The following is an 18,251-nucleotide window of genomic DNA, read 5'->3' on the forward strand; positions in this document are numbered from 1 at the left end:
GGCGGTCGTGCTGCACGCCGTGATCACCTGGACCAAAGCTTTGTCAGACACGCCCTAGACGCCGCGTGCGCAGGCCTGCTCGGCGGCCTCCTCACCGACTCGGCTGCCGGCCCACGCTCCATCTACCTCGTCGCGGCGGGCCTGACCGGGTGCGGGTTGCTGATGACGGTGTTGGTCGCCCGCGCGCCACGGGTGGCTGAAGATGCTGAGGTGCGGGTGGATTGACTGGCCCGGCTCACCGAACGCGGGTATCGAAGGCAGCACCGGATCTTCGGCGAGGGACTGCCCGGCTGCCGCCGTTCTCGCCGAAGCGACCGCGACCTGACGTCAGACCTGCCGTGCGGTCGCCATCGCCCGTTCGGTCTCCCAGAACGCACGCATCGAAACGACCAGCCCGTCCTCGTTCACCCGGTAGACGAACACTCCGTCGGTGTCGACGCGGTAGCCGCCGGGCAAATACGTCGTGATGGTGCCGACGTTCGCGACCTCCGAACCCGCCGCGTGCGAATCGCGGATCACGAACTCGAACTTCTCGACGTTGCCGATCGTCTTGTCCCAGAAGGCGGAAAGGCCGTCGCGGCCATGGTGGCCCTTGCCCTCCTCGTCGAACATCGACGGGCCGACCGGGTCCTCGACGACCGCGTCCGGGGCGAACAGCGCGAGCCACGCGTCCTTGTCCCCGGCGGTCGCCGCCGTCATCGACTTGAACGCGGCCTCCCGCGCGGGCGGCTGCTTCGCCGCGGGGTCCCAGCAGACCTCGACTCCCATGTCACTCCTCGATTTTCGCGATGATCTCGTCGCCGAACTTGCGGATCGCGTCGACCTTCGGGCCGAGGTCCGCGTCGAATCCGTGCCCCTCGAACGCCCACGGCATGGTGATCGCGTCGGTGACGCCCGCCTCGGCCTGTTCGCGGAACCCGTCGAGCCCGAACCGGTCGACGCACACCGCCTGGAACTCGAACGGGTCGCCGGCGCGCCCGCGCTCGGCGAGCAAGCCCTTGAGCTTGCCGATGGTCTCGCGCAGCTGGTCGAGCGTCATCATCGCCGACGACCAGCCGTCCGCGACGCGCGCGGCCCGGCGCAGCGCGACGTCGGTGTGCCCGCCGATGTAGAACGGGATCCGGGAGGGCGGCGGCGGGCTCATCTTGAGCTTGTCGAAGTCGAAGAATTCGCCGTGGAACTCGACCATGTCGCCGCTGAGGATGAGCCGCAGCACCTCGATCGCCTCGTCGAACCGTTTGCCGCGCCGCGCGTACGGCGCGCCGCACCATTCGAATTCCTCCGGCGACCAGCCGATTCCCAGCCCGAGGCCGAACCGCCCGCCGGTCAGCGCGGCGACCGAGTTGACCTGCCGGGCGAGCAGCACCGGATTGCGCGAGCCGAGTTTCAGCACCGACGTGTAGAACTGGATCCGTTCGGTCACCGCGCCCATCGAGGCGGTCGCGACCAGCGGATCGGCCCACGGCGTGTCCTCGTCCCAGAACCGGCTGCCGTCGGGGGTGTAGGGATAGTCGGCGGACACTTTCTCGGAGTAGAAGAGCGAATCGGGCAGCACGATCGAGGAGAACCCGGCCTCCTCGGCGGCGCGGGCCAGCCCGCCGAGCTGGTCGAGCGGGCTCATCGCGATCGACAAGGAGAACTTCATGCCGCGGACTATAACGTGTTCTAGTTTTGTCGGCCACCGCCCGAACGGAGGCGCCCCGGGAACTCTCCGCGCACAGTCCGCGTTGTCCGTTTCAGGGACGGCTGCCCGGCCGTCGCGTCAGATCGAGACACGGAGTGACCCATGGGCACCGCGATCCTCCTGATCGTGCTGGTCGTCGTCATCGTCGGAGGCGGGTTGTACCTGTCCAGGAAGCAAGCCGCGACCAGACAGAGCCAGCTCGACGACGCGAAAGCCGACGCGCGCCGCCTCGTCGAACGCCTCGGCGGCCAGGTCCTCAACCTCACCGGCACCGACACCGCCTCCCAGCAGGCGATGGCGGACGCGAGCGAGCGCTACAACGCCGCCGGTTCGCAGCTGGAGCAGGCCAAGACGGTCGAACAGGCCCGGCTGGTGAAGGAAACCGCCGTCGAAGGCCTGTACTACGTGCGGGCCGCGCGCGTGGCGATGGGCATGGACCCCGGCCCGGCGCTGCCGGACGAGGCCGAGCGCGAACGCGCGGGCAAGGTCACCGAACACCGCGAGGTGGACGTCGAGGGCCAGCGCTACGCCGCGTCGCCCGAACCGGGCCAGGACACGCCGTACTACTACCCCGGCGGCCGCGTCGCCGGACGCCCGGTGCCGCAGGGCTGGTACAGCGAACCGTGGTGGAAGCCCGCCCTGGTGGCCGGCGCGTGGGGCCTGGGCTCGATGTTCCTGTTCAGCGCCATGTTCTCCGGCATGAGCGGCATCGCCAGCGCGTCGGCCTGGGAATCCGGCTACGACGCGGGCCAGGCGGACGCCCTGGACGCGGGCGGCATGGACGGCGGTTTCGACGGCGGAGGCTTTGACGGCGGCGGATTCGACGGAAGCCAGGACTTCGGCGGTTTCGACGGCGGCGGATTCGACGGAGGCGGCTTCGACGGCGGAGGGTTTGACGGCGGCGGTTTCGACTTCTGACCGCTGACACCGTGAAGGCCCCGTGGCAGGTTCGCCGCGGGGCCTTCGCATCTCCGCCCCGCGGTCAGCGACTGTGACCCAGTCAAGGGAACCCGGGGACTCGGCTCAAGCAGGCTGGCAGGCAGGACACCAATAAAGATTCCGCGCCGCCAATTCCTTCTGCGCCACCGGTGTCCCGCAAATCAAACACGGCATCCCGGCCCGCCGGTACACGTAAACCTCGCCGCCATGCCGATCCTCGCGGGGCGCCCGGCCCATCGCCGCGGGCAAATGTTCCGGCGCGACAGTGTCGATCCGCCCGACCCGGACCCCGGCGCGCATCAAGGTCACCAGGTCCGCCCACATCGCGTCCCACAACGCCCGATCGAGCGAACGTCCGGGCAGCATCGGCGAAACCCCATGCCGGAACAGCACTTCCGCACGATAAACGTTGCCGACCCCGGCCAGCACCGCCTGATCCATCAGCAACGCGGCGATCGTCGTGCGAGAGCGCGAGATCCGCTCCCACGCCCGGTCCGGCTTGGCGTCGCGGCGCAGCGGGTCCGGGCCCAGCCGGGCTTTGATCGCGTCGACCTGGGCCGGGTCCAGCAGTTCGCACCGGGTCGGACCGCGCAGGTCGGTCCAGTGGGTGCGGCCGGCCAGCCGCATCCGCACCTGGCCGACCGGCTCGGCCTCGGGCAGCGGTGCTTCGCCGAAGGTGCCGTACAGACCTAAGTGGACATGGACTGTCCCCAAAGGACCGTAGTGGTGGAACAGGTGTTTCCCGTACGCCTCGGCGGAAACGAACACCTGCCCGTCGAGTTTGGCCGCCTCCGCGGCGAACCGGCCTTGCGGACTGCTCACCGCGACCGGTCCGCCGGCGTAGCGGCGTTGGTGGAGACGGGCCAGCCGATGGAGCGTGTGCCCCTCGGGCATCAGGCCTCCGGCAGGGCGGGCGGGGTGCCGGTGCGCTCGTAGTCGAGCAGCTGCCGCACCCGCCGCACGTGGCGCTCGTCCGGGTCCGGCTCCGCGGCGAGGAACGCCTCGACGATCTCGGTCGCCTGCTCCTGCGTGTGCATCCGGGCGCCGACGCCGAGCACCTGGGCGTGGTTGTGCTGCCGGGTCAGCTGCGCGGTTTCGACGCTCCAGCCGAGCCCGGCGCGGATGCCCGGCACCTTGTTCGCGGCGATCTGCTCGCCGTTGCCGGACCCGCCGATGACGATTCCGAGGCTGCCCTCGTCGGCGGCGACGCGGCGCGCGGTTTCGACGCAGAACGCCGGGTAGTCGTCGGCCGCGTCGTAGACGAACGGACCGATGTCGGTCACCTCGTGCCCCTGTTCGCCGAGGTGGCGGACAAGGTGGTTCTTCAGCTCGAAACCGGCATGGTCGGATCCCAAGTAGACACGCACAGCGGGAGTGTGCCATCTCGCCGCCGACCCGGCATGCTCCGGGGGTGGACCTCGCGACGCAGCACGGCACGGACATCCGGCTCGAATGGGGCGGCGAAGGCGTCGCGGTGCTCGGCCGCGAATGCGCCGTGCTGATCATCGTGGACGTGCTTTCCTTCAGCACCACAACGGATCTCGTCGTCCGCCGCGGCGGGCGTGTGCTGCCGGTGCGGTGGCGGGACGAACGCGGGATCGCCGAGGCGCGCGGAGCCGGAGCAGTGGTCGCCGGGGAAGAGGAATGGACGCTCCGGCCGTCTTCTGTGACGGAGATCCCGTCCGGCACGCTGCTCGCCCTCCCCTCCCCCAACGGCGCGACGCTCTGCGCGGCCGCGGCGAAAACCGGCGCGCACGTCTTGGCCGGTTGCCTGCGGAATGCGTCGGCGACCGCGGCGAAAGCCGAGGAAATTGCCGACGGCCGGCCGATCGGCGTCATACCCGCCGGGGAACGCTGGGGCGTCGACCTGTTCGGCGAAGGTGCGGAGTCCGGTCCGCTCCGGCCGTGCGTCGAGGACCAGCTGGGCGCGGGCGCGATCGTCAGCGCGCTGACCGGCTCCCGGTCCGCCGAAGCCGCGCTCGCGGCGGCTGCCTACGCCGCCACCGACGTCCCGGCCGCGCTGCACGCCTGCACCTCCGGGCGGGAACTCGCCGCGACCGGCCACCGGAACGACGTCGTTCTCGCCGCCCTGCAGGACGTCAGCGATAGCGTGGCGACGCTGTCGCGAGGGATCCTGGAGGGGCAATGAGCTGGACCGAGGTGGCCGACGGGGTTTTCGCCCGCCGGTACGACGAGCTGGACCTCACGACCGGCTTGGTGCTCGGCCAGGAGAGGTGCCTGGTGATCGACACCCGCGGCGACGTCGACCAGGGCGCCGAATTCGCCGCCGCGGTCCGCGAGCTGACCGAACTGCCGTGGTCGGTCGTCTACACGCACGCGCATTTCGACCACGCCTTCGGCACCACGCCGTTCCTGCCGTGCGACGTCTGGGCGCACCCCGGCTGCCTGCGGGCCCTGCTGAAGAACGGCGAAGCCGACAAACGAACCTGGACCGCGCATTACCGCGAAGAGGGCAAGCCGGAGATCGCCGACGCCATCGAGCGCACCGGGCCCATGCCGCCCGACCGCCTGGTAGCCGACCGCGCCGAACTCGACCTCGGCGGCCGCACCGTCGCGTTCGTGCACCCCGGCGTCGCGCACACCGATCACGACCTGCTGGTGCACATACCGGACGCGGACGTCGTTTTCGCCGGAGACGTCGTGGAACACGGCCCGCACGGCTTCACCGCGTACTCGTTCGGTCCGGACGACCAGCTCGACGCGTGGGCCGCGGCGATGGACGCGCTGCTCGCCCTGAAACCGCGCATCGTCGTACCCGGCCACGGCGACCCGGTGGACGAAGAATTCGTGCGCACCCATCGCGACGGCCTGCTGCGGCTGCACGAGCTGAAGACAGCCGGGGCGTCGCTCGAGGAAGCGTTGCGGGACTCGCCGTACCCGGAGGACGTCACCAGGGCGGCGCTCGGGTTCTCGTGAGTGTTTACGCCGGTTAGAACCGGCGTAAACACTCACGACCACATCAGTCGAAGTTCAGGTCCCCGGTCCGGGTGCGCTTCAGCTCGAAGAAGTCCGGGTAGCTCGCCAGCGCGACCGCGCCGTCGAACACCTTCAGCGCGTCCTCGCCGCGCGGGATCGACGACAGCACCGGGCCGAAGAACGCGGTCCCGTTGACGTGGATGGTCGGCGTGCCGACATCCATGCCGACCGGGTCCATGCCCTCGTGGTGGCTCTTGCGCAGCGCCTCGTCGTACTCGGTCGATTCGCCCGCCTCGGCGAGTTCGGCGAGGGCGTCGATCGCCGCCAGCGCCTCCTTGATGACGAGCTTGCGGTCCTCGTTGTGCTGGTTGTGGTAGCGGGTGCCGAACTCGGTGTAGAAGTCGCGCACCGCTTGCTGGCCCTGGGTCTGCGCCAGCGCGGTCGCGACGCGGACCGGCGCCCAGCCCTCGCTCAGCAGCGCCTTGTACCGCTCGGGCAGGTCTTCGCGGCCTTCGTTCAGCACCGAAAGGCTCATCACGCGGAAGGTCAGGTCCAGCTCGCGGTGCTTCTCGACTTCCAGGATCCACCGCGACGAGATCCACGCGAACGGGCAGATCGGGTCGAAGTAGAAGTCGACCTTGGTCGGCTGGGACGAGTCAGTCATCTTTTTCACGGGCTCCTCGGCGCGGCTGCTCCCCGGCGCGGTGCCGGAGGGCGGGGCGAAACCCCCGCACTGCGAGGCAACGCGGGGAGCCCTCCGCATTGTTCCCTGGTCGCCGCTTCCGCCCCCGTCATGATTGGATGCTGAACGTCGTGCCAACCGGAACCGAAGACCAGAGGTGCCCGTGCCCGCCCCCAACCTGACGCGTGACGAAGCCAAGCAGCGCTCCGGCCTGCTGGACGTGTCGTCCTACGACATCGAGCTGGACCTCACCGACGGCAGCGGCCGTCCCGGGGAGAAGACCTTCCGCTCCACCACCACGGTGCGGTTCTCCAGCAGCCGCCCCGGCGAAACGTCGTGGATCGACCTCGTCGCCGAAGGGGTCCGCTCCGCCGTGCTCAACGGCGCCGAGCTCGACGTCAGCGGCTACACCGAGGAAAAGGGCATCGAGCTGCCCGGCCTCGCCGCGGAGAACGAACTCGTCGTCACCGCGGACTGCCGCTACATGAACACCGGCGAGGGCCTGCACCGGTTCGTCGACCCGGTCGACGACGGCGTCTACCTCTACACCCAGTTCGAGACCGCCGACGCGAAGCGCATGTTCGCCTGCTTCGACCAGCCGGACCTCAAGTCCGTCTACCGGCTCGCGGTGCACGCCCCGCGCGACTGGAAGGTCGTCTCCAACGCGCTCGTCGAAAGCGCCGAGGACACCGAGGACGGCGCGCGCCGCACGCAGTTCGCCGAATCCGAGCGCATCTCGACCTACCTCGTGGCGCTCATCGCCGGCCCGTACGCGGAATGGACCGACGAGTTCCGCGACGAGCACCGCACCATCCCGCTCGGCATCTACTGCCGCGCGTCGCTCGCCGAGCACATGGACGCCGAACGGCTGTTCGCCGAAACCAAACAGGGTTTCGCCTTCTACCACGAGAAATTCGGCACCCCGTACCCGTTCTCCAAGTACGACCAGCTGTTCGTGCCGGAGTTCAACGCGGGCGCGATGGAGAACGCCGGCGCGGTCACCTTCCTCGAGGACTACGTCTTCCGCAGCCGCGTCACCCGCTACGCCTACGAGCGGCGCGCCGAGACGCTGCTGCACGAGATGGCGCACATGTGGTTCGGCGACCTGGTCACCATGCGCTGGTGGGACGACCTGTGGCTGAACGAGTCGTTCGCGACCTTCGCGAGCGTGTTCGCCCAGGCCGAGGCGACCGAGTACAAGAACGCCTGGACCAGCTTCGCGAACATCGAGAAGTCCTGGGCCTACCGCCAGGACCAGCTGCCCTCGACGCACCCGATCGCGGCCGACATCGTCGACCTGCACGCGGTCGAGGTCAACTTCGACGGCATCACCTACGCCAAGGGCGCGAGCGTGCTGAAGCAGCTGGTGTCCTACGTGGGCATCGAGCACTTCCTCGACGGCCTCAAGGTGTACTTCGGCAAGCACGCGTGGGGCAATGCCACGCTCGCGGATCTGCTTGCGGCGCTGGAAGAAGCGTCCGGCCGCGACCTGTCGTGGTGGAGCGCGGAGTGGCTGGAGACCACCGGCCTCAACTCGCTGAGCCCGCGCTACGAGGTCGGCTCGGACGGCACCTTCTCGTCGTTCGCCGTCGTGCAGACCGGCGCGAAGCCGGGCGCGGGCGAACTGCGCACGCACCGCGTCGCGGTCGGCGTGTACGACGAGGACGGCGACGGCAAGATCGTCCGCACCCGTCGCGTCGAGCTGGACGTCACCGGCGAGCGCACCGAGGTGCCGGACCTGGTCGGCCAGCCCGCGGGCAAGCTCGTGCTGGTCAACGACGACGACCTGACCTACTGCCGGATGCGGCTGGACCCGGCGTCGCTGACCACGCTGATCGACCGGATCGGCGACATCACCGAATCGCTGCCGCGCACGCTGTGCTGGTCGGCCGCGTGGGAGATGACGCGCGAGGCCGAGCTGAAGGCCCGCGACTTCGTCACGCTGGTGGCGCGCGGGATTCACGCGGAGAGCGAGGTCGGCGTGGTGCAGCGGCTGCTGCTGCAGGCGCAGACCGCGCTCAACTCCTACGCCGACCAGAAGTGGGCGGCCGAGGAGGGCTGGCCCTCGTTCAGCGGCCGGCTGCTGGAGCTGGCCCGGACCGCGGAGGCCGGATCGGACCACCAGCTGGCGTTCGTGAACTCGCTGGCCGGTGGCGTGCTGAGCGACGAGATCCTGACCGAGATCGCCGGATGGCTGGACGGGTCCGCGCCGTTGCCCGGGCTGACGGTGGACACGGATCTGCGGTGGCGGCTGCTGCAGGCGCTGGTGGCGCACGGCAAGGCCGGCTCGGAAGAGATCAACGCGGAGCAGGAGCGGGACGACACCGCGGCCGGGCGACGGCACGCGGAGCGGTCTCGGGCGTTGCAGCCGACTGCGGAGGCCAAGGCGGACACCTGGCAGCGGGCGATTTACGACGACGAGATTCCGAACGCGGTCAGTGACGCGTTGATCTCCGGGTTCTCGCATCCGGGACAGAAGCACTTGCTCGGGGAGTATGTCGAGCGGTACTTCGAGGTGATCGACGACGTGTGGGCTAGGCGGTCCAGCGAGCGGGCGCAGCCTACGGCGATCGGGTTGTATCCGTCTTGGGCGGTTGAGGCGGAGACGGTGAACGCGTCGGACGAGTGGCTTGCCGGGGAGCATCCGGCTGCTTTGCGGCGGCTGGTGTCTGAGGGGCGGGCCGGGATTGTCCGGGCGTTGGCTGCTCGGGATTTCGACAGTCAGGCTTAGGTTCTTCGGCTCGTCGCCTGGCGGCGACATTGCAGTTGGGGGTGGCGTGGGGCACCCCGAAGCTTGATTGTGCTGACGGTCTGAGGGTGGTTGTCAAGGCGGGAAAGCGTGCCTTGACAACCACCCTCAGACCGCAGAGAGGCTTCGTATCGGGGTGCAGGGCGGGGGCTGGGTGCCTCGATCGTTGGGTGCAGTGGGTGCGGTTCGGGGGTGGGGTGGGGCTTGCGCCCCAAGGTGGCGTTCGGTGCGTGGGGCGCGCTCAATGCGGCATTGGGTGCGCGCCCGGCGGGCGGCGGGTCGTGAAGGGCTCCTTGAGGGAATCTAAGTCCGTGAATGGGCCCCTCACGGACGGGTGCCGGTCGTGAGGGGAACCCTGGGGGAATCAGGGTTCGTGAAGGTGGCCCTCACGAAACGTCCTGGCGCGGAACATAAAAGAGCCGGTACGCCTTCGCGTACCGGCTCTTGAAACGTCGGGAGGCTAGTGCTTCGGGGCGGGGCCCGCTTGGTCGCTCAGCATGCGCAGGGCGTTGACCAGGCCGCCGGTCAGGTCGCCTTCCTTGAAGGACGCCACCATGCTCGCCACGGCCAGGTTCGCGCCCCGGTCGGGCAGGCGGGCGTGCGAGCGTTCGCCGGTGACGATCTCGATCGCGCGCTGGGCGGGGGAAACGCCGATCAGCACCGCGTTCGACGGGTTGTCGGTGGCGGCGTGCAGCGCTTCCGCGCCGGCGCGGGTGTCTTCGCCCAGGTCGCCCAGGTAGATGCTGAAGTCGAGGCCGCTCTCGCGCGTCGCGAAGGTCAGGGCCTCGTCCAGGCGGGCGAGCTGCTGCACCGTGAACGGGCTCGTCGGCGCGGCGGGCTCGTACATTTTCGCCGCGGACAGCCGGCCGCTGTTGGTGATGACCTCGCCGAACGCCAGGTCCTTTTCCGCGACCGCCGTCTGGGTCACTTCACCACTTGCCACGAGCGCCTCCTGCGGCCGTCGAAGCGCCCGCGGGCGCCGCATTCACGTCAACCGCCGATGCGTGGCCGGCTCCTACGCCGTCCGGGTTGGCGGTCCACCACATCGCGGGGTACTCCCACGGCTGCCCCGGCCGGTACCGCGGCGTCCCCGAGAACTTCTTCCGCAAGGTCGCGGCGCCGACCACGAAGTAAATGGCCCCGGGGATGACCGCGTAGACCAGGATCGTCTCGACAACGTTCACGCCGGTGAGCGTATCGGATGCCTCCGGCAGCCACCGCGCGACACCGGCGACCGGGGGCGACCGTTCGTCGCCGCTGAGGCGCCGTCCGCCGCTTGGCCCGCCCCCGCTGGAACGTTGGGGCGAAGGGCTGCGGGCCGAAAGATGGCAACTCGCCGTACAGGCGGCCGTACCGGGCGATACCCGCTTGTCCGAACCCTGAAATCCTCGTAGCTTTTTCACCTGTACGGGCCTTGCGCCCGCCTCCCCAGCCCCAGCCCGTCACGCACCGGTCCCAGGAGGACACCTCATGCAGAGCGTCCAGCCCCCCGCTCAGGCGATCACCGAGACCATTTCGTCACCCAGCGAGACCGGATTCGTGCCCGGAACGCGGGTCACGTCCGGCACCAGGGTTACGCGGGGCACTCGGGTCACCCGCGGCACCCGGGTCACCCGCGGCACCCGGGTCACCCGCGGCACCCGGGTCACCGCGGGCACGCGCGTGACAATGGGTACCCGGGTCACCATGGGAACTCGAGTCACCCGGGGTACCCGCGTCACCCGCGGGACCCGCGTCACGGCCGGAACTCGCGTCACGATGGGCACCCGCGTCACGCGCGGGACCCGGGTCACCCGCGGCACGCGGGTCACGATGGGCACCCGCGTCACCATGGGCACCCGGGTCACCCGCGGCACCCGCGTGACGCGCGGCACCCGGGTCACCATGGGCACGCGAGTCACCTGCCAGGCCGACTACCGCCTCGCCGCCTGAGCGCAGGCAGCACCGGACCAGAGACGTCGAGCACGCTCCATCGGCTCGCCCCGGCCGCCGCACCGGCAGCCGGGGCGCCGACGTCTCCGGGGACGCCCGGCTAGGCCGCCGACCCGAGATACGGCCGCCACAGCGGGTCGGCCTCTTTGGAATGCGCCAGCAGCCGCCAGTGCGGGCCGTGCGGGGCGCGCGGCACCACGCGCAATCGCCAGCCGATCTCCGACAGGAGCCGGTCGGCCTTGCGGTGGTTGCACTTCGCGCAGCAGGCGACGCAGTTGGTCCAGCTGTGCGGGCCGCCCTTGCTGCGCGGGACGACGTGGTCGATGGTCTCGGCGCGCCCGCCGCAGTAGGCGCAGCGGTGCCGGTCGCGGTGCATCAGCCCGGCCCGGGTGAGCGGCACCTGCGCCCGGTAGGGCACCCGCACGTACGTGCTGAGCCGGATCACCGAGGGCACGGGCAGCGACACCGTCGCGGCGTGCAGTTCCACACCGCCCGGATCGCCGTGGACGACCTCCGCCTTGCCGCACATGACGAGCACCACCGCGCGCCGCATCGGCACCGCGGTCAGCGGCTCGAAAGTGGCGTTGAGCAGGAGGACCCGGCGCCGCCCCCACGCCGGGGCGACCGGATCGCGGGCTCTACGCTGTCCGGGCGGACGGGATGCTCCCCCTGGACGGGTCCCCGGCCCGGACGGGACGGAGCCGCCGGATGCGGACCCTCCCGGGCAGGCACGCAGGATCGCCTCCGGCGGCTGCTCGGCCATGGCTTGGCCGGCTCCGCCGAGGGGGACGGGTTGTCGGTCTGGCACTCGACCACCTCCACCGGTGCAGGCATAGTCGACCACACATCAGGGCCCCGGCGCACGCGTGTTCTGTGACGTGTCACATACCCGCGACCCGGCGGCCACCCCGCGGCCTCCTGCGCGCCGCCGGGACAACCACGCAAGAAGGGACTTCCTCAGCCAGTGAATGCCGTGCTCAGCGCTCCGCCCAGCTGCATCTCCGAGACCGGGTCGTGGTGCGCCCAGGTCTATTCGGTCACGCACAACGAGTGGCTCGCCGCGTCGGCGGGCTGGCTCCTGACGAAGCCGCTGAAGATCATCATGATCCTGCTCATCGCGTTCGTGGTGCGCTATCTCACGAAGCGGGTGATCGACCGGGTCACCACGCTGCCGGCCTCGGGAGGGAACGGCAAGATCCCGGCGCTGTTGAGACCGCTGCGCGAACGCGCGCCGGACATGCTCGGCACCGCCGTGGTGGAGCGGCGCAGGCAGCGCGCGAAGACGATCGGCTCGGTGCTGAAGTCGATGGCCACGTTCCTGATCTACGGCCTCGCGTTCATCCTCGTGCTGGGCGAACTGGGCATCAACCTGGGCCCGATCATCGCGTCGGCCGGGATCGTCGGCGTCGCGCTCGGGTTCGGCGCGCAGAATCTGGTCAAGGACTTCCTTTCCGGGATGTTCATGATGATCGAGGACCAGTACGGCGTCGGCGACGTCGTGGACATCGGCGAGGCGAGCGGCACCGTCGAGGCGGTCGGCCTGCGCATCACCACGCTGCGCGACCTCAAGGGCACCGTCTGGTACGTCCGCAACGGCGAGGTGCTCCGCGTCGGCAACTCCAGCCAGGGCTTCGCCTACGCCGTGGTGGACGTCCCGCTCAGCTACTCCGCGGACGTCGACAAGGCCACCGATGTGCTGAGCGAAGCGGCCACGAAGGCGGTCGAATCGGACGCGCTTTCGGTGAACGTGCTGGAGCCGCCGGAGATGCTCGGCGTCGAACAGGTCACGCCGGAGGGAATCGTGTTGCGCCTGACGGTGAAGGTGCGACCGGGCAAGCAGTGGGCGGTGCAGCGGAAGCTGCGCGGGCAGCTGCTCGGCGCGCTGGAGGAGGCCGGTTTCGAACCGCCGCTCGGCCGGTTGCTTTCGTCGATGCAGGACAAGCAGGCGGGCGCGCAGCGGAGCTGAGGCAGGGCAAGATGGAAGGGTGTCGACAGTGAGCGAGCCGGAACCGGCGAACCTGTACGAGGCGGTGGGCGGCGAACCGACCTTCCGCCGGATCATCAAGCGGTTCTACGAGGAAGTGGCCCGCGACGAGGTGCTGCGCCCGCTCTACCCGGAGGAGGACCTCGGCCCGGCGGAGGAACGGTTCCGGCTGTTCCTCATCCAGTACTGGGGCGGTCCGCACACCTACTCCGACCAGCGCGGCCACCCGCGGCTGCGGATGCGGCACGCGCCGTTCAAGATCGGCCCGATCGAACGCGACGCGTGGCTGCGCTGCATCCGGATCGCGATCGACGAGGAGAACCTCCCCGAGCCGTACCTCAGCCAGCTGTGGGCGTACCTGGAAATGGCCGCGCACAGCATGATGAACAGTTTCGTCTGATGAGACGCAGGGTCGCGGGACGGCGGCCGGAGCGCCTTCCGCGGCCGTCGTGGTGGTCGGACGCGGTGTTCTACGAGATCTACGTGCGGTCCTTCGCCGATTCGGGCGAGGACGGCATCGGCGATCTCGAGGGCATCCGCAGCAAGCTCGGCTACCTGGAGCTGCTGGGCGTCGACGCGCTGTGGCTGACGCCGTTCTACCCCTCGCCGATGGCCGACCACGGCTACGACGTGGCCGATCCGCGCGGCGTCGACCCGATGTTCGGCACCCTCGGCGACTTCGACGTGCTGCTCACCGAGGCGCACCGGCGCGGCATCCGGGTCACCGTGGACGTGGTGCCGAACCACACGAGCAACCAGCACGCGTGGTTCAAGTCCGCGCTGGCCGCCGGGCCGGGCAGCCCGGAACGGGACCGCTACCACTTCCGCGACGGCCGCGGGCCCGGCGGGACCGAGCCGCCGAACAACTGGGTCAGCGTGTTCGGCGGGCCGGCGTGGACGCGGGTGCCGGACGGGCAGTGGTACCTGCACCTGTTCGCGCCGCAGCAGCCGGACCTGAACTGGGCCAACCCCGATGTTCGCGCCGATCTGGAGCGCACGCTTCGGTTCTGGCTCGACCGGGGCGTGGACGGGTTCCGGATCGACGTCGCGCACGGGATGGCCAAGCCCGCCGGACTGCCCGACATGGACCCGGACACGCCCGCGCACGGCGGCGCGCACGGCGATCCGCGCTTCGACGACGACGGCGTGCACGAGGTGCACCAGCTGATCCGCAAGGTGCTCGACGAGTACCCGGACGCGATGGCCGTCGGCGAGATCTGGGTGCAGGACGAAGAGCGGCTGGCGCGCTACCTGCGGCCGGACGAGCTGCACCTCGCGTTCAACTTCCGCCTCGTGCTCACCCATTTCGACGCGGACGCGATGCGCACCTCGATCGAGCGTTCGCTGGCGGTGCCGCGTTCGGCGGGTGCCCCGGCGGCCTGGACGCTGTCCAACCACGACGTCTGGCGCGCGGTGAGCCGCTACGGCGGCGGCGAGACCGGGCTCCGCCGGGCGCGCGCGATGGCGCTGGTGGAACTCGCCCTGCCCGGTGCGGTCTACCTGTACCAGGGCGAGGAGCTGGGGCTGCCGAACGCCGACCTGCCGCCCGAAGCGATGGCCGACCCGCGTGCCCGCTCGCAGGGCCCGGAGTTCAGCCGCGACGCCGAGCGGGTGCCGCTGCCGTGGGAGGGCACGCTGCCGCCGTACGGTTTTTCGCGCACCGCGCAGACCTGGCTGCCGATGCCCGCGGACTGGGCGTCGCTCACCGTGGAACGGCAGCTCGAGGACCCGGAATCGACCCTGTCGCTGTACCGGCGCGCGGTAGAGCTGCGGAAGCACCACCCGGCATTCCGCGGCGGCGACGAACTGCAGTGGTACGGCGCGCCCGCCGGCTGCTTCGCTTTCCGCCGCGGCAAGGGCGGCCTGATCTGCGCGCTGAACACCTCGGCCAGCTCAATCGTCCTGCCGCCGGGCGAAGTGTTGCTCACCAGCAGCCCGCTGGTCGACGGCAGGCTCGCCCCGGATTCGGCCGCCTGGCTCGGGCCGGTCCGGGACTAGCGCCTGCCGTCGGGCCGAGCGGCACACGCCTCCGGGCTCGGCCACCGCAACCCATGCGGTGAGCACCCGAGCACAGCGATCGAACCGCCCCGAAGACACTCCGGACCTGCAGCGACCTCCGCCCGGCGGCCGGATAGGCTCGGCCGCGGCCACCCGCCGCCAGCCCGAGCAGCACGCGCCTCCGCACTCGGCCACCGCAACCCAGGCGGTCAGCGCCCGAGCCGGCCATCAGCCGTTCCCGAAAGCCCTCTACACCAGCAGCGACCTCCGCCCAGCGGCCCACCAGGCTCAGACGCGGGCACCCGCCTCCAGCCCGAGCATCGCGAGCAATCCCCGCAGGTCGTCCACGTCGTGCGCGTGCCCGGCGACGGTGCGGACAGCGTGCTCCTGCTGGACGCGCAGGTCCTGTTCGGCGGACACCCGGGCACGGGCGAATTCACTGGTTTCGGCGGACAGCGGACGTCGTTCCGAGCGCATGTCGCTCCTCGTCGAGGTGGAAGGGGCCGCCGGCGGAGCCGCGTCAGGCGGACCCGCCGAGGCGACGCCGGCTCGAACGCCGGCGCACGATGAGACTTCTCGACGCCCCTGACGCTACTCCCCGCCCCCGGCCTGCCCGCGAGCCCGTCGCGCCCGCGCGCGTCGCCGCGTCCACAGTGGACCCATCGGGCGACGGCCCTGGTGGGACCGGCCCGGGCGTGCTTTACTGACGGCGGTCGTGTTTTGTGTTCGTGCGGTGGGTACGTCCCGCAGCCACGCTCGCAAGATGTAGCGGGCGTGGTGTTTCTCTTTCCGGAAGGCACTCCGTCGGTTGCCCGGCCCGGATGCCGAGGTGGCATCCGTTGTGAGTCCGATGGAGATCGTTTTTATGACGCAAGGCACCGTGAAGTGGTTCAACGCCGAAAAGGGTTTCGGGTTCATCAGCCCGGACGACGGCAGCTCCGACGTCTTCGTGCACTACTCCGAGATCCAGGGCAACGGGTTCCGCAGCCTTGAGGAGAACGCGCGCGTGGAGTTCGAGGTGGGCCAGGGCCAGAAGGGCCCGCAGGCCACCGGCGTTCGCGCCATCTGAGTTTCCCCGGTGTTTCCCCTGGTGCGGAAGGCTTTTCGCACCAGGGGACCCGCGCCGAAGCGGACTTTTCCGCCCACGGCAGCCGAAACTGCTCGGCATCCCGGTGTGCCCCGGTGAATTCCCCCGGGCGCACAAGGTTTTCCGCGTTCCGGGAACCCGGACGCGAGATCGCCCGTTGACCAGGGCAGGTCGCGACTGGCCGCACGGCCCTCCCCTGCCCGGTCAGTTCGCAACGCACGGCGCATCCCCGAGGCGGCCCCCTCCGCCCCGGTGCGCGTCGCGGCACCGGCCTCGGCCCCGCAGAGCGCGGCGGCCGGACCAGCTCGAGTAGGAGCCTTACTCATCGACACCCAGAGCACCCTTCAGCGTCCCCCGAAATCGCCGCAGCCCATGCTCGCCGGGCGCAAGAGCGGCACCGAGGCCTTCCTGGTGAAGCTCTTCGCCGTCGTCCCCCTCCTCGCGGTCGCCGCCGCGGTGCCGCTGGCCTGGGGCTGGGGGCTGAGCTGGCTGGACGTCGGCCTCACCCTCGCGTTCTACTGCATCAGCGGCCTCGGCATCACCGTAGGCTTCCACCGGTACTTCACCCACGGCTCGTTCCGCGCCCGCCGCGGGCTGCGGATCGCGCTCGCCGTCGCGGGCAGCATGGCCATGCAGGGACCGGTGATCGACTGGGTCGCCGACCACCGCCGCCACCACGCGTACTCCGACCGTGACGGCGACCCGCATTCGCCGTGGCGCTTCGGCACGTCGCCCGCCGCGCTCGCGAAGGGCTTCTGGCACGCGCACATGGGCTGGCTGTTCGGCCGCGACCGGACCAACCCGCGCCGGTTCGCCCCGGACCTGCTCGACGACGCCGACCTCAAGCGGATCGACCGGCTGTTCCCGGTGCTGACCGCCGTGACGCTGCTGCTGCCCGCGCTCATCGGCGGGCTGGCCACGATGAGCTGGTGGGGCGCGCTGACCGCGTTCTTCTGGGCCGGGCTGGTCCGGGTCGCCGCGCTGCACCACGTGACCTGGTCGGTCAACTCGCTGTGCCACCTCATCGGCGAGCGCCCGTTCGAGGCGCGCGACCGTTCGGCGAACTTCTGGCCGCTGGCGATCGCGTCCTTCGGCGAGTCCTGGCACAACTCGCACCACGCCGACCCGACCGGGGCCCGGCACGGCGTCGGCCGCGGCCAGCTCGACATCTCCGCGCGGCTGATCTGGATGTTCGAGAAGTTCCGCTGGGCCTCGCACGTGCGCTGGCCCCGGGCCGAACGCCTCGCCCGCAAGCTCAAGGCCGCCTGAGCGGCTTCAGGACCTGCGGACCCGCGCCTCCTCGAGCCGGGTCCGCAGGTCGCCGTGGCTGGACACCGCCAGCACCGGACCCGGGTTCGCGGCCTGCTCGGCCGATCCCGAAACCTCGGTGACGAACTGGCGCACCCGCTCCGGCGCGGGCGTGATGTCGCCGCCCAGATGGGCCACCACCTGCGAGGCTTCCGCGGGCGTCGTCTCCACCGCGACCGTCCAGCCCTGCCGCACGCTCCACACCAGCATCAGGTCCCGGCCGGGAAACCGCGGCGAGCGCCCGCTCAGCGCGACGTACGCGGTGACCGTGTCGGCGACCTCGCAGGACGTGCATTCCGCCGACACCCCGACCGCGGCGGCGACCTCGCGCACGTAATCGGCCAAGGCTCGCCGCAACACCTGCGGATCGTCGGCGGCGGGCAGGGACATCGGGCGTTCCGGACCGGACAGGAGCATGGGTCTCCTCTTCCGCCGCCGTACCGCTTCGCACGGAAACCGGGGTTGTCGCATCGCGCGAAGACCGGCGGTCGCGATGATCGGGGCCGCACCGGATCGGGCATCCGGCAGCTGGACCGGACTCCGACTCTACCCGCTCAGGCAAGCCCCGTGGCCCGGATCAACCCGGTCAGCCGCCGCGGAAATCGCGCGTTCGCCCGTCGCCGTCGGCGAAATCCGCGCTCGACGTGGCGGTGCAGCCGACAAAAAGTCCAATGTAGACAGGCGGCTATCCGCCGCCGAGATCCCCCGCCTGGCCGCCGTCCGCCGACTCCGCGATCGACGTGGCCACCCACGCGGCGAGCAATCCCGCCTGCACGTACGGCGCGGCCTCGCCCACCGCGCGCACCACCGACCGGGCCCGGCCGGGCCCCGGCGCGATTTCCGGCTCGGGAACGGCGTCCGCGGGCCGGTCGGTGCGCCACGGCGTCTCCTCGGCCCGGACTTCGGCGAGGAAATCCGCAGTCGGGTCGCCGTCGGGTTCGGTCATCCGTT

Annotated in this window: 23 protein-coding genes; 11 read left to right on the top strand and 12 right to left on the bottom strand. The window is 70.6% G+C overall.

Features of this window, described 5'->3' with window-relative positions:
* A partial coding sequence (locus L942_RS45270; RefSeq protein WP_037357212.1) for a hypothetical protein occupies positions 1-225 on the top strand: 225 nt, incomplete at its 5' end.
* A 102-nt stretch (positions 226-327) separates the two neighbouring features.
* Here the strand turns inward: L942_RS45270 and L942_RS08415 are convergent.
* Complete coding sequence (locus tag L942_RS08415) at positions 328-768, bottom strand: nuclear transport factor 2 family protein (RefSeq protein ID WP_037357214.1); 441 nt, start codon at positions 766-768, stop codon at positions 328-330.
* Between the two features lies 1 nt (position 769).
* Entirely contained in the window at positions 770-1,645 is an 876-nt protein-coding gene (locus tag L942_RS08420) for a TIGR03619 family F420-dependent LLM class oxidoreductase (protein ID WP_037357216.1), read from the bottom strand.
* Between the two features lie 141 nt (positions 1,646-1,786).
* Between L942_RS08420 and L942_RS08425 the strand changes: the two genes are divergently transcribed.
* The gene (locus tag L942_RS08425) at positions 1,787-2,602 is read left to right on the top strand and encodes a hypothetical protein (RefSeq protein WP_037357218.1); all 816 of its coding nucleotides are present in this window, start codon (positions 1,787-1,789) and stop codon (positions 2,600-2,602) included.
* 105 nt (positions 2,603-2,707) lie between these two features.
* Here the strand turns inward: L942_RS08425 and L942_RS08430 are convergent, their stop codons facing one another.
* Together L942_RS08430 and L942_RS08435 are read right to left on the bottom strand one after the other, a co-directional pair.
* Complete coding sequence (locus tag L942_RS08430; RefSeq protein ID WP_037357220.1) at positions 2,708-3,517, bottom strand: Fpg/Nei family DNA glycosylase; 810 nt, start codon at positions 3,515-3,517, stop codon at positions 2,708-2,710.
* Positions 3,517-3,990: a ribose-5-phosphate isomerase gene (locus L942_RS08435; RefSeq protein ID WP_037357222.1), complete on the bottom strand. Its 474-nt coding sequence runs from the start codon at positions 3,988-3,990 to the stop codon at positions 3,517-3,519. The genes L942_RS08430 and L942_RS08435 overlap by 1 nt, the downstream gene beginning before the upstream one ends.
* A gap of 44 nt (positions 3,991-4,034) precedes the next feature.
* Here L942_RS08435 and L942_RS08440 point away from each other — a divergent pair, with 44 nt between their 5' ends.
* Positions 4,035-4,772: a 2-phosphosulfolactate phosphatase gene (locus tag L942_RS08440; RefSeq protein ID WP_037357224.1), complete on the top strand. Its 738-nt coding sequence runs from the start codon at positions 4,035-4,037 to the stop codon at positions 4,770-4,772.
* Positions 4,769-5,560, top strand: a complete 792-nt coding sequence (locus L942_RS08445; RefSeq protein WP_037357226.1) for an MBL fold metallo-hydrolase — start codon at positions 4,769-4,771, stop codon at positions 5,558-5,560. The genes L942_RS08440 and L942_RS08445 overlap by 4 nt, the downstream gene beginning before the upstream one ends.
* Before the next feature lie 43 nt (positions 5,561-5,603).
* Here the strand turns inward: L942_RS08445 and L942_RS08450 are convergent, their stop codons facing one another.
* Positions 5,604-6,224: a mycothiol-dependent nitroreductase Rv2466c family protein gene (locus tag L942_RS08450; protein WP_037357400.1), complete on the bottom strand. Its 621-nt coding sequence runs from the start codon at positions 6,222-6,224 to the stop codon at positions 5,604-5,606.
* A gap of 181 nt (positions 6,225-6,405) precedes the next feature.
* On the opposite strand from L942_RS08450, the gene pepN reads away from it, so the two are divergent.
* Complete coding sequence (pepN, locus tag L942_RS08455; RefSeq protein ID WP_037357402.1) at positions 6,406-8,973, top strand: aminopeptidase N; 2,568 nt, start codon at positions 6,406-6,408, stop codon at positions 8,971-8,973.
* Between the two features lie 478 nt (positions 8,974-9,451).
* Here the strand turns inward: pepN and L942_RS08460 are convergent, their stop codons facing one another.
* From L942_RS08460 to L942_RS45275, 3 genes are all read right to left on the bottom strand, one after another.
* A complete protein-coding gene (locus tag L942_RS08460; RefSeq protein WP_037357228.1) occupies positions 9,452-9,934 on the bottom strand; it encodes a DUF5130 family protein in 483 nt (160 codons plus the stop codon).
* Positions 9,921-10,175 carry an aa3-type cytochrome oxidase subunit CtaJ gene (gene ctaJ / locus L942_RS08465; protein ID WP_037357229.1) on the bottom strand — a complete coding sequence of 85 codons (255 nt, stop codon included), beginning with the start codon at positions 10,173-10,175 and terminating at the stop codon, positions 9,921-9,923. Before ctaJ ends, L942_RS08460 begins: the two co-directional genes overlap by 14 nt.
* 309 nt (positions 10,176-10,484) lie before the next feature.
* A complete protein-coding gene (locus L942_RS45275) occupies positions 10,485-10,649 on the bottom strand; it encodes a hypothetical protein (RefSeq protein WP_235078961.1) in 165 nt (54 codons plus the stop codon).
* A 28-nt stretch (positions 10,650-10,677) separates the two neighbouring features.
* Here L942_RS45275 and L942_RS45280 point away from each other — a divergent pair, with 28 nt between their 5' ends.
* A complete protein-coding gene (locus L942_RS45280) occupies positions 10,678-10,923 on the top strand; it encodes a hypothetical protein (RefSeq protein WP_235078963.1) in 246 nt (81 codons plus the stop codon).
* 100 nt (positions 10,924-11,023) lie between these two features.
* Here the strand turns inward: L942_RS45280 and L942_RS08475 are convergent, their stop codons facing one another.
* Positions 11,024-11,476: an HNH endonuclease gene (locus L942_RS08475; RefSeq protein ID WP_050788293.1), complete on the bottom strand. Its 453-nt coding sequence runs from the start codon at positions 11,474-11,476 to the stop codon at positions 11,024-11,026.
* A 411-nt stretch (positions 11,477-11,887) separates the two neighbouring features.
* Between L942_RS08475 and L942_RS08480 the strand changes: the two genes are divergently transcribed.
* The 3 genes from L942_RS08480 to L942_RS08490 are packed head-to-tail and all read left to right on the top strand — an operon-like array spanning position 11,888 to position 14,905.
* A complete protein-coding gene (locus L942_RS08480) occupies positions 11,888-12,889 on the top strand; it encodes a mechanosensitive ion channel family protein (protein ID WP_051165796.1) in 1,002 nt (333 codons plus the stop codon).
* A 28-nt stretch (positions 12,890-12,917) separates the two neighbouring features.
* Positions 12,918-13,307, top strand: a complete 390-nt coding sequence (locus L942_RS08485; protein WP_369806064.1) for a globin — start codon at positions 12,918-12,920, stop codon at positions 13,305-13,307.
* Positions 13,307-14,905, top strand: a complete 1,599-nt coding sequence (locus tag L942_RS08490; RefSeq protein WP_051165797.1) for a glycoside hydrolase family 13 protein — start codon at positions 13,307-13,309, stop codon at positions 14,903-14,905. Before L942_RS08485 ends, L942_RS08490 begins: the two co-directional genes overlap by 1 nt.
* Positions 14,906-15,193: 288 nt before the next feature.
* Here L942_RS08490 and L942_RS08495 read toward each other — a convergent pair whose 3' ends face one another.
* Positions 15,194-15,382, bottom strand: coding sequence for a hypothetical protein (locus L942_RS08495; RefSeq protein WP_037357237.1), 189 nt, complete (start codon positions 15,380-15,382; stop codon positions 15,194-15,196).
* A gap of 388 nt (positions 15,383-15,770) precedes the next feature.
* Between L942_RS08495 and L942_RS08500 the strand changes: the two genes are divergently transcribed.
* Together L942_RS08500 and L942_RS08505 are read left to right on the top strand one after the other, a co-directional pair.
* Entirely contained in the window at positions 15,771-15,974 is a 204-nt protein-coding gene (locus L942_RS08500) for a cold-shock protein (RefSeq protein ID WP_037357239.1), read from the top strand.
* Positions 15,975-16,364: 390 nt separating this feature from the next.
* Complete coding sequence (locus L942_RS08505; RefSeq protein ID WP_037357241.1) at positions 16,365-17,261, top strand: acyl-CoA desaturase; 897 nt, start codon at positions 16,365-16,367, stop codon at positions 17,259-17,261.
* Between the two features lie 6 nt (positions 17,262-17,267).
* Here L942_RS08505 and L942_RS08510 read toward each other — a convergent pair whose 3' ends face one another.
* Both L942_RS08510 and L942_RS08515 read right to left on the bottom strand, forming a co-directional pair.
* Positions 17,268-17,717, bottom strand: a complete 450-nt coding sequence (locus L942_RS08510; protein ID WP_235078965.1) for a DUF6292 family protein — start codon at positions 17,715-17,717, stop codon at positions 17,268-17,270.
* Between the two features lie 268 nt (positions 17,718-17,985).
* Positions 17,986-18,246: a hypothetical protein gene (locus tag L942_RS08515; RefSeq protein ID WP_037357243.1), complete on the bottom strand. Its 261-nt coding sequence runs from the start codon at positions 18,244-18,246 to the stop codon at positions 17,986-17,988.
* Positions 18,247-18,251: the final 5 nt, after the last annotated feature.

The sequence above is a fragment of the Amycolatopsis orientalis DSM 43388 genome (assembly GCF_000411975.1).
GTDB lineage: Bacteria > Actinomycetota > Actinomycetes > Mycobacteriales > Pseudonocardiaceae > Amycolatopsis > Amycolatopsis orientalis_D.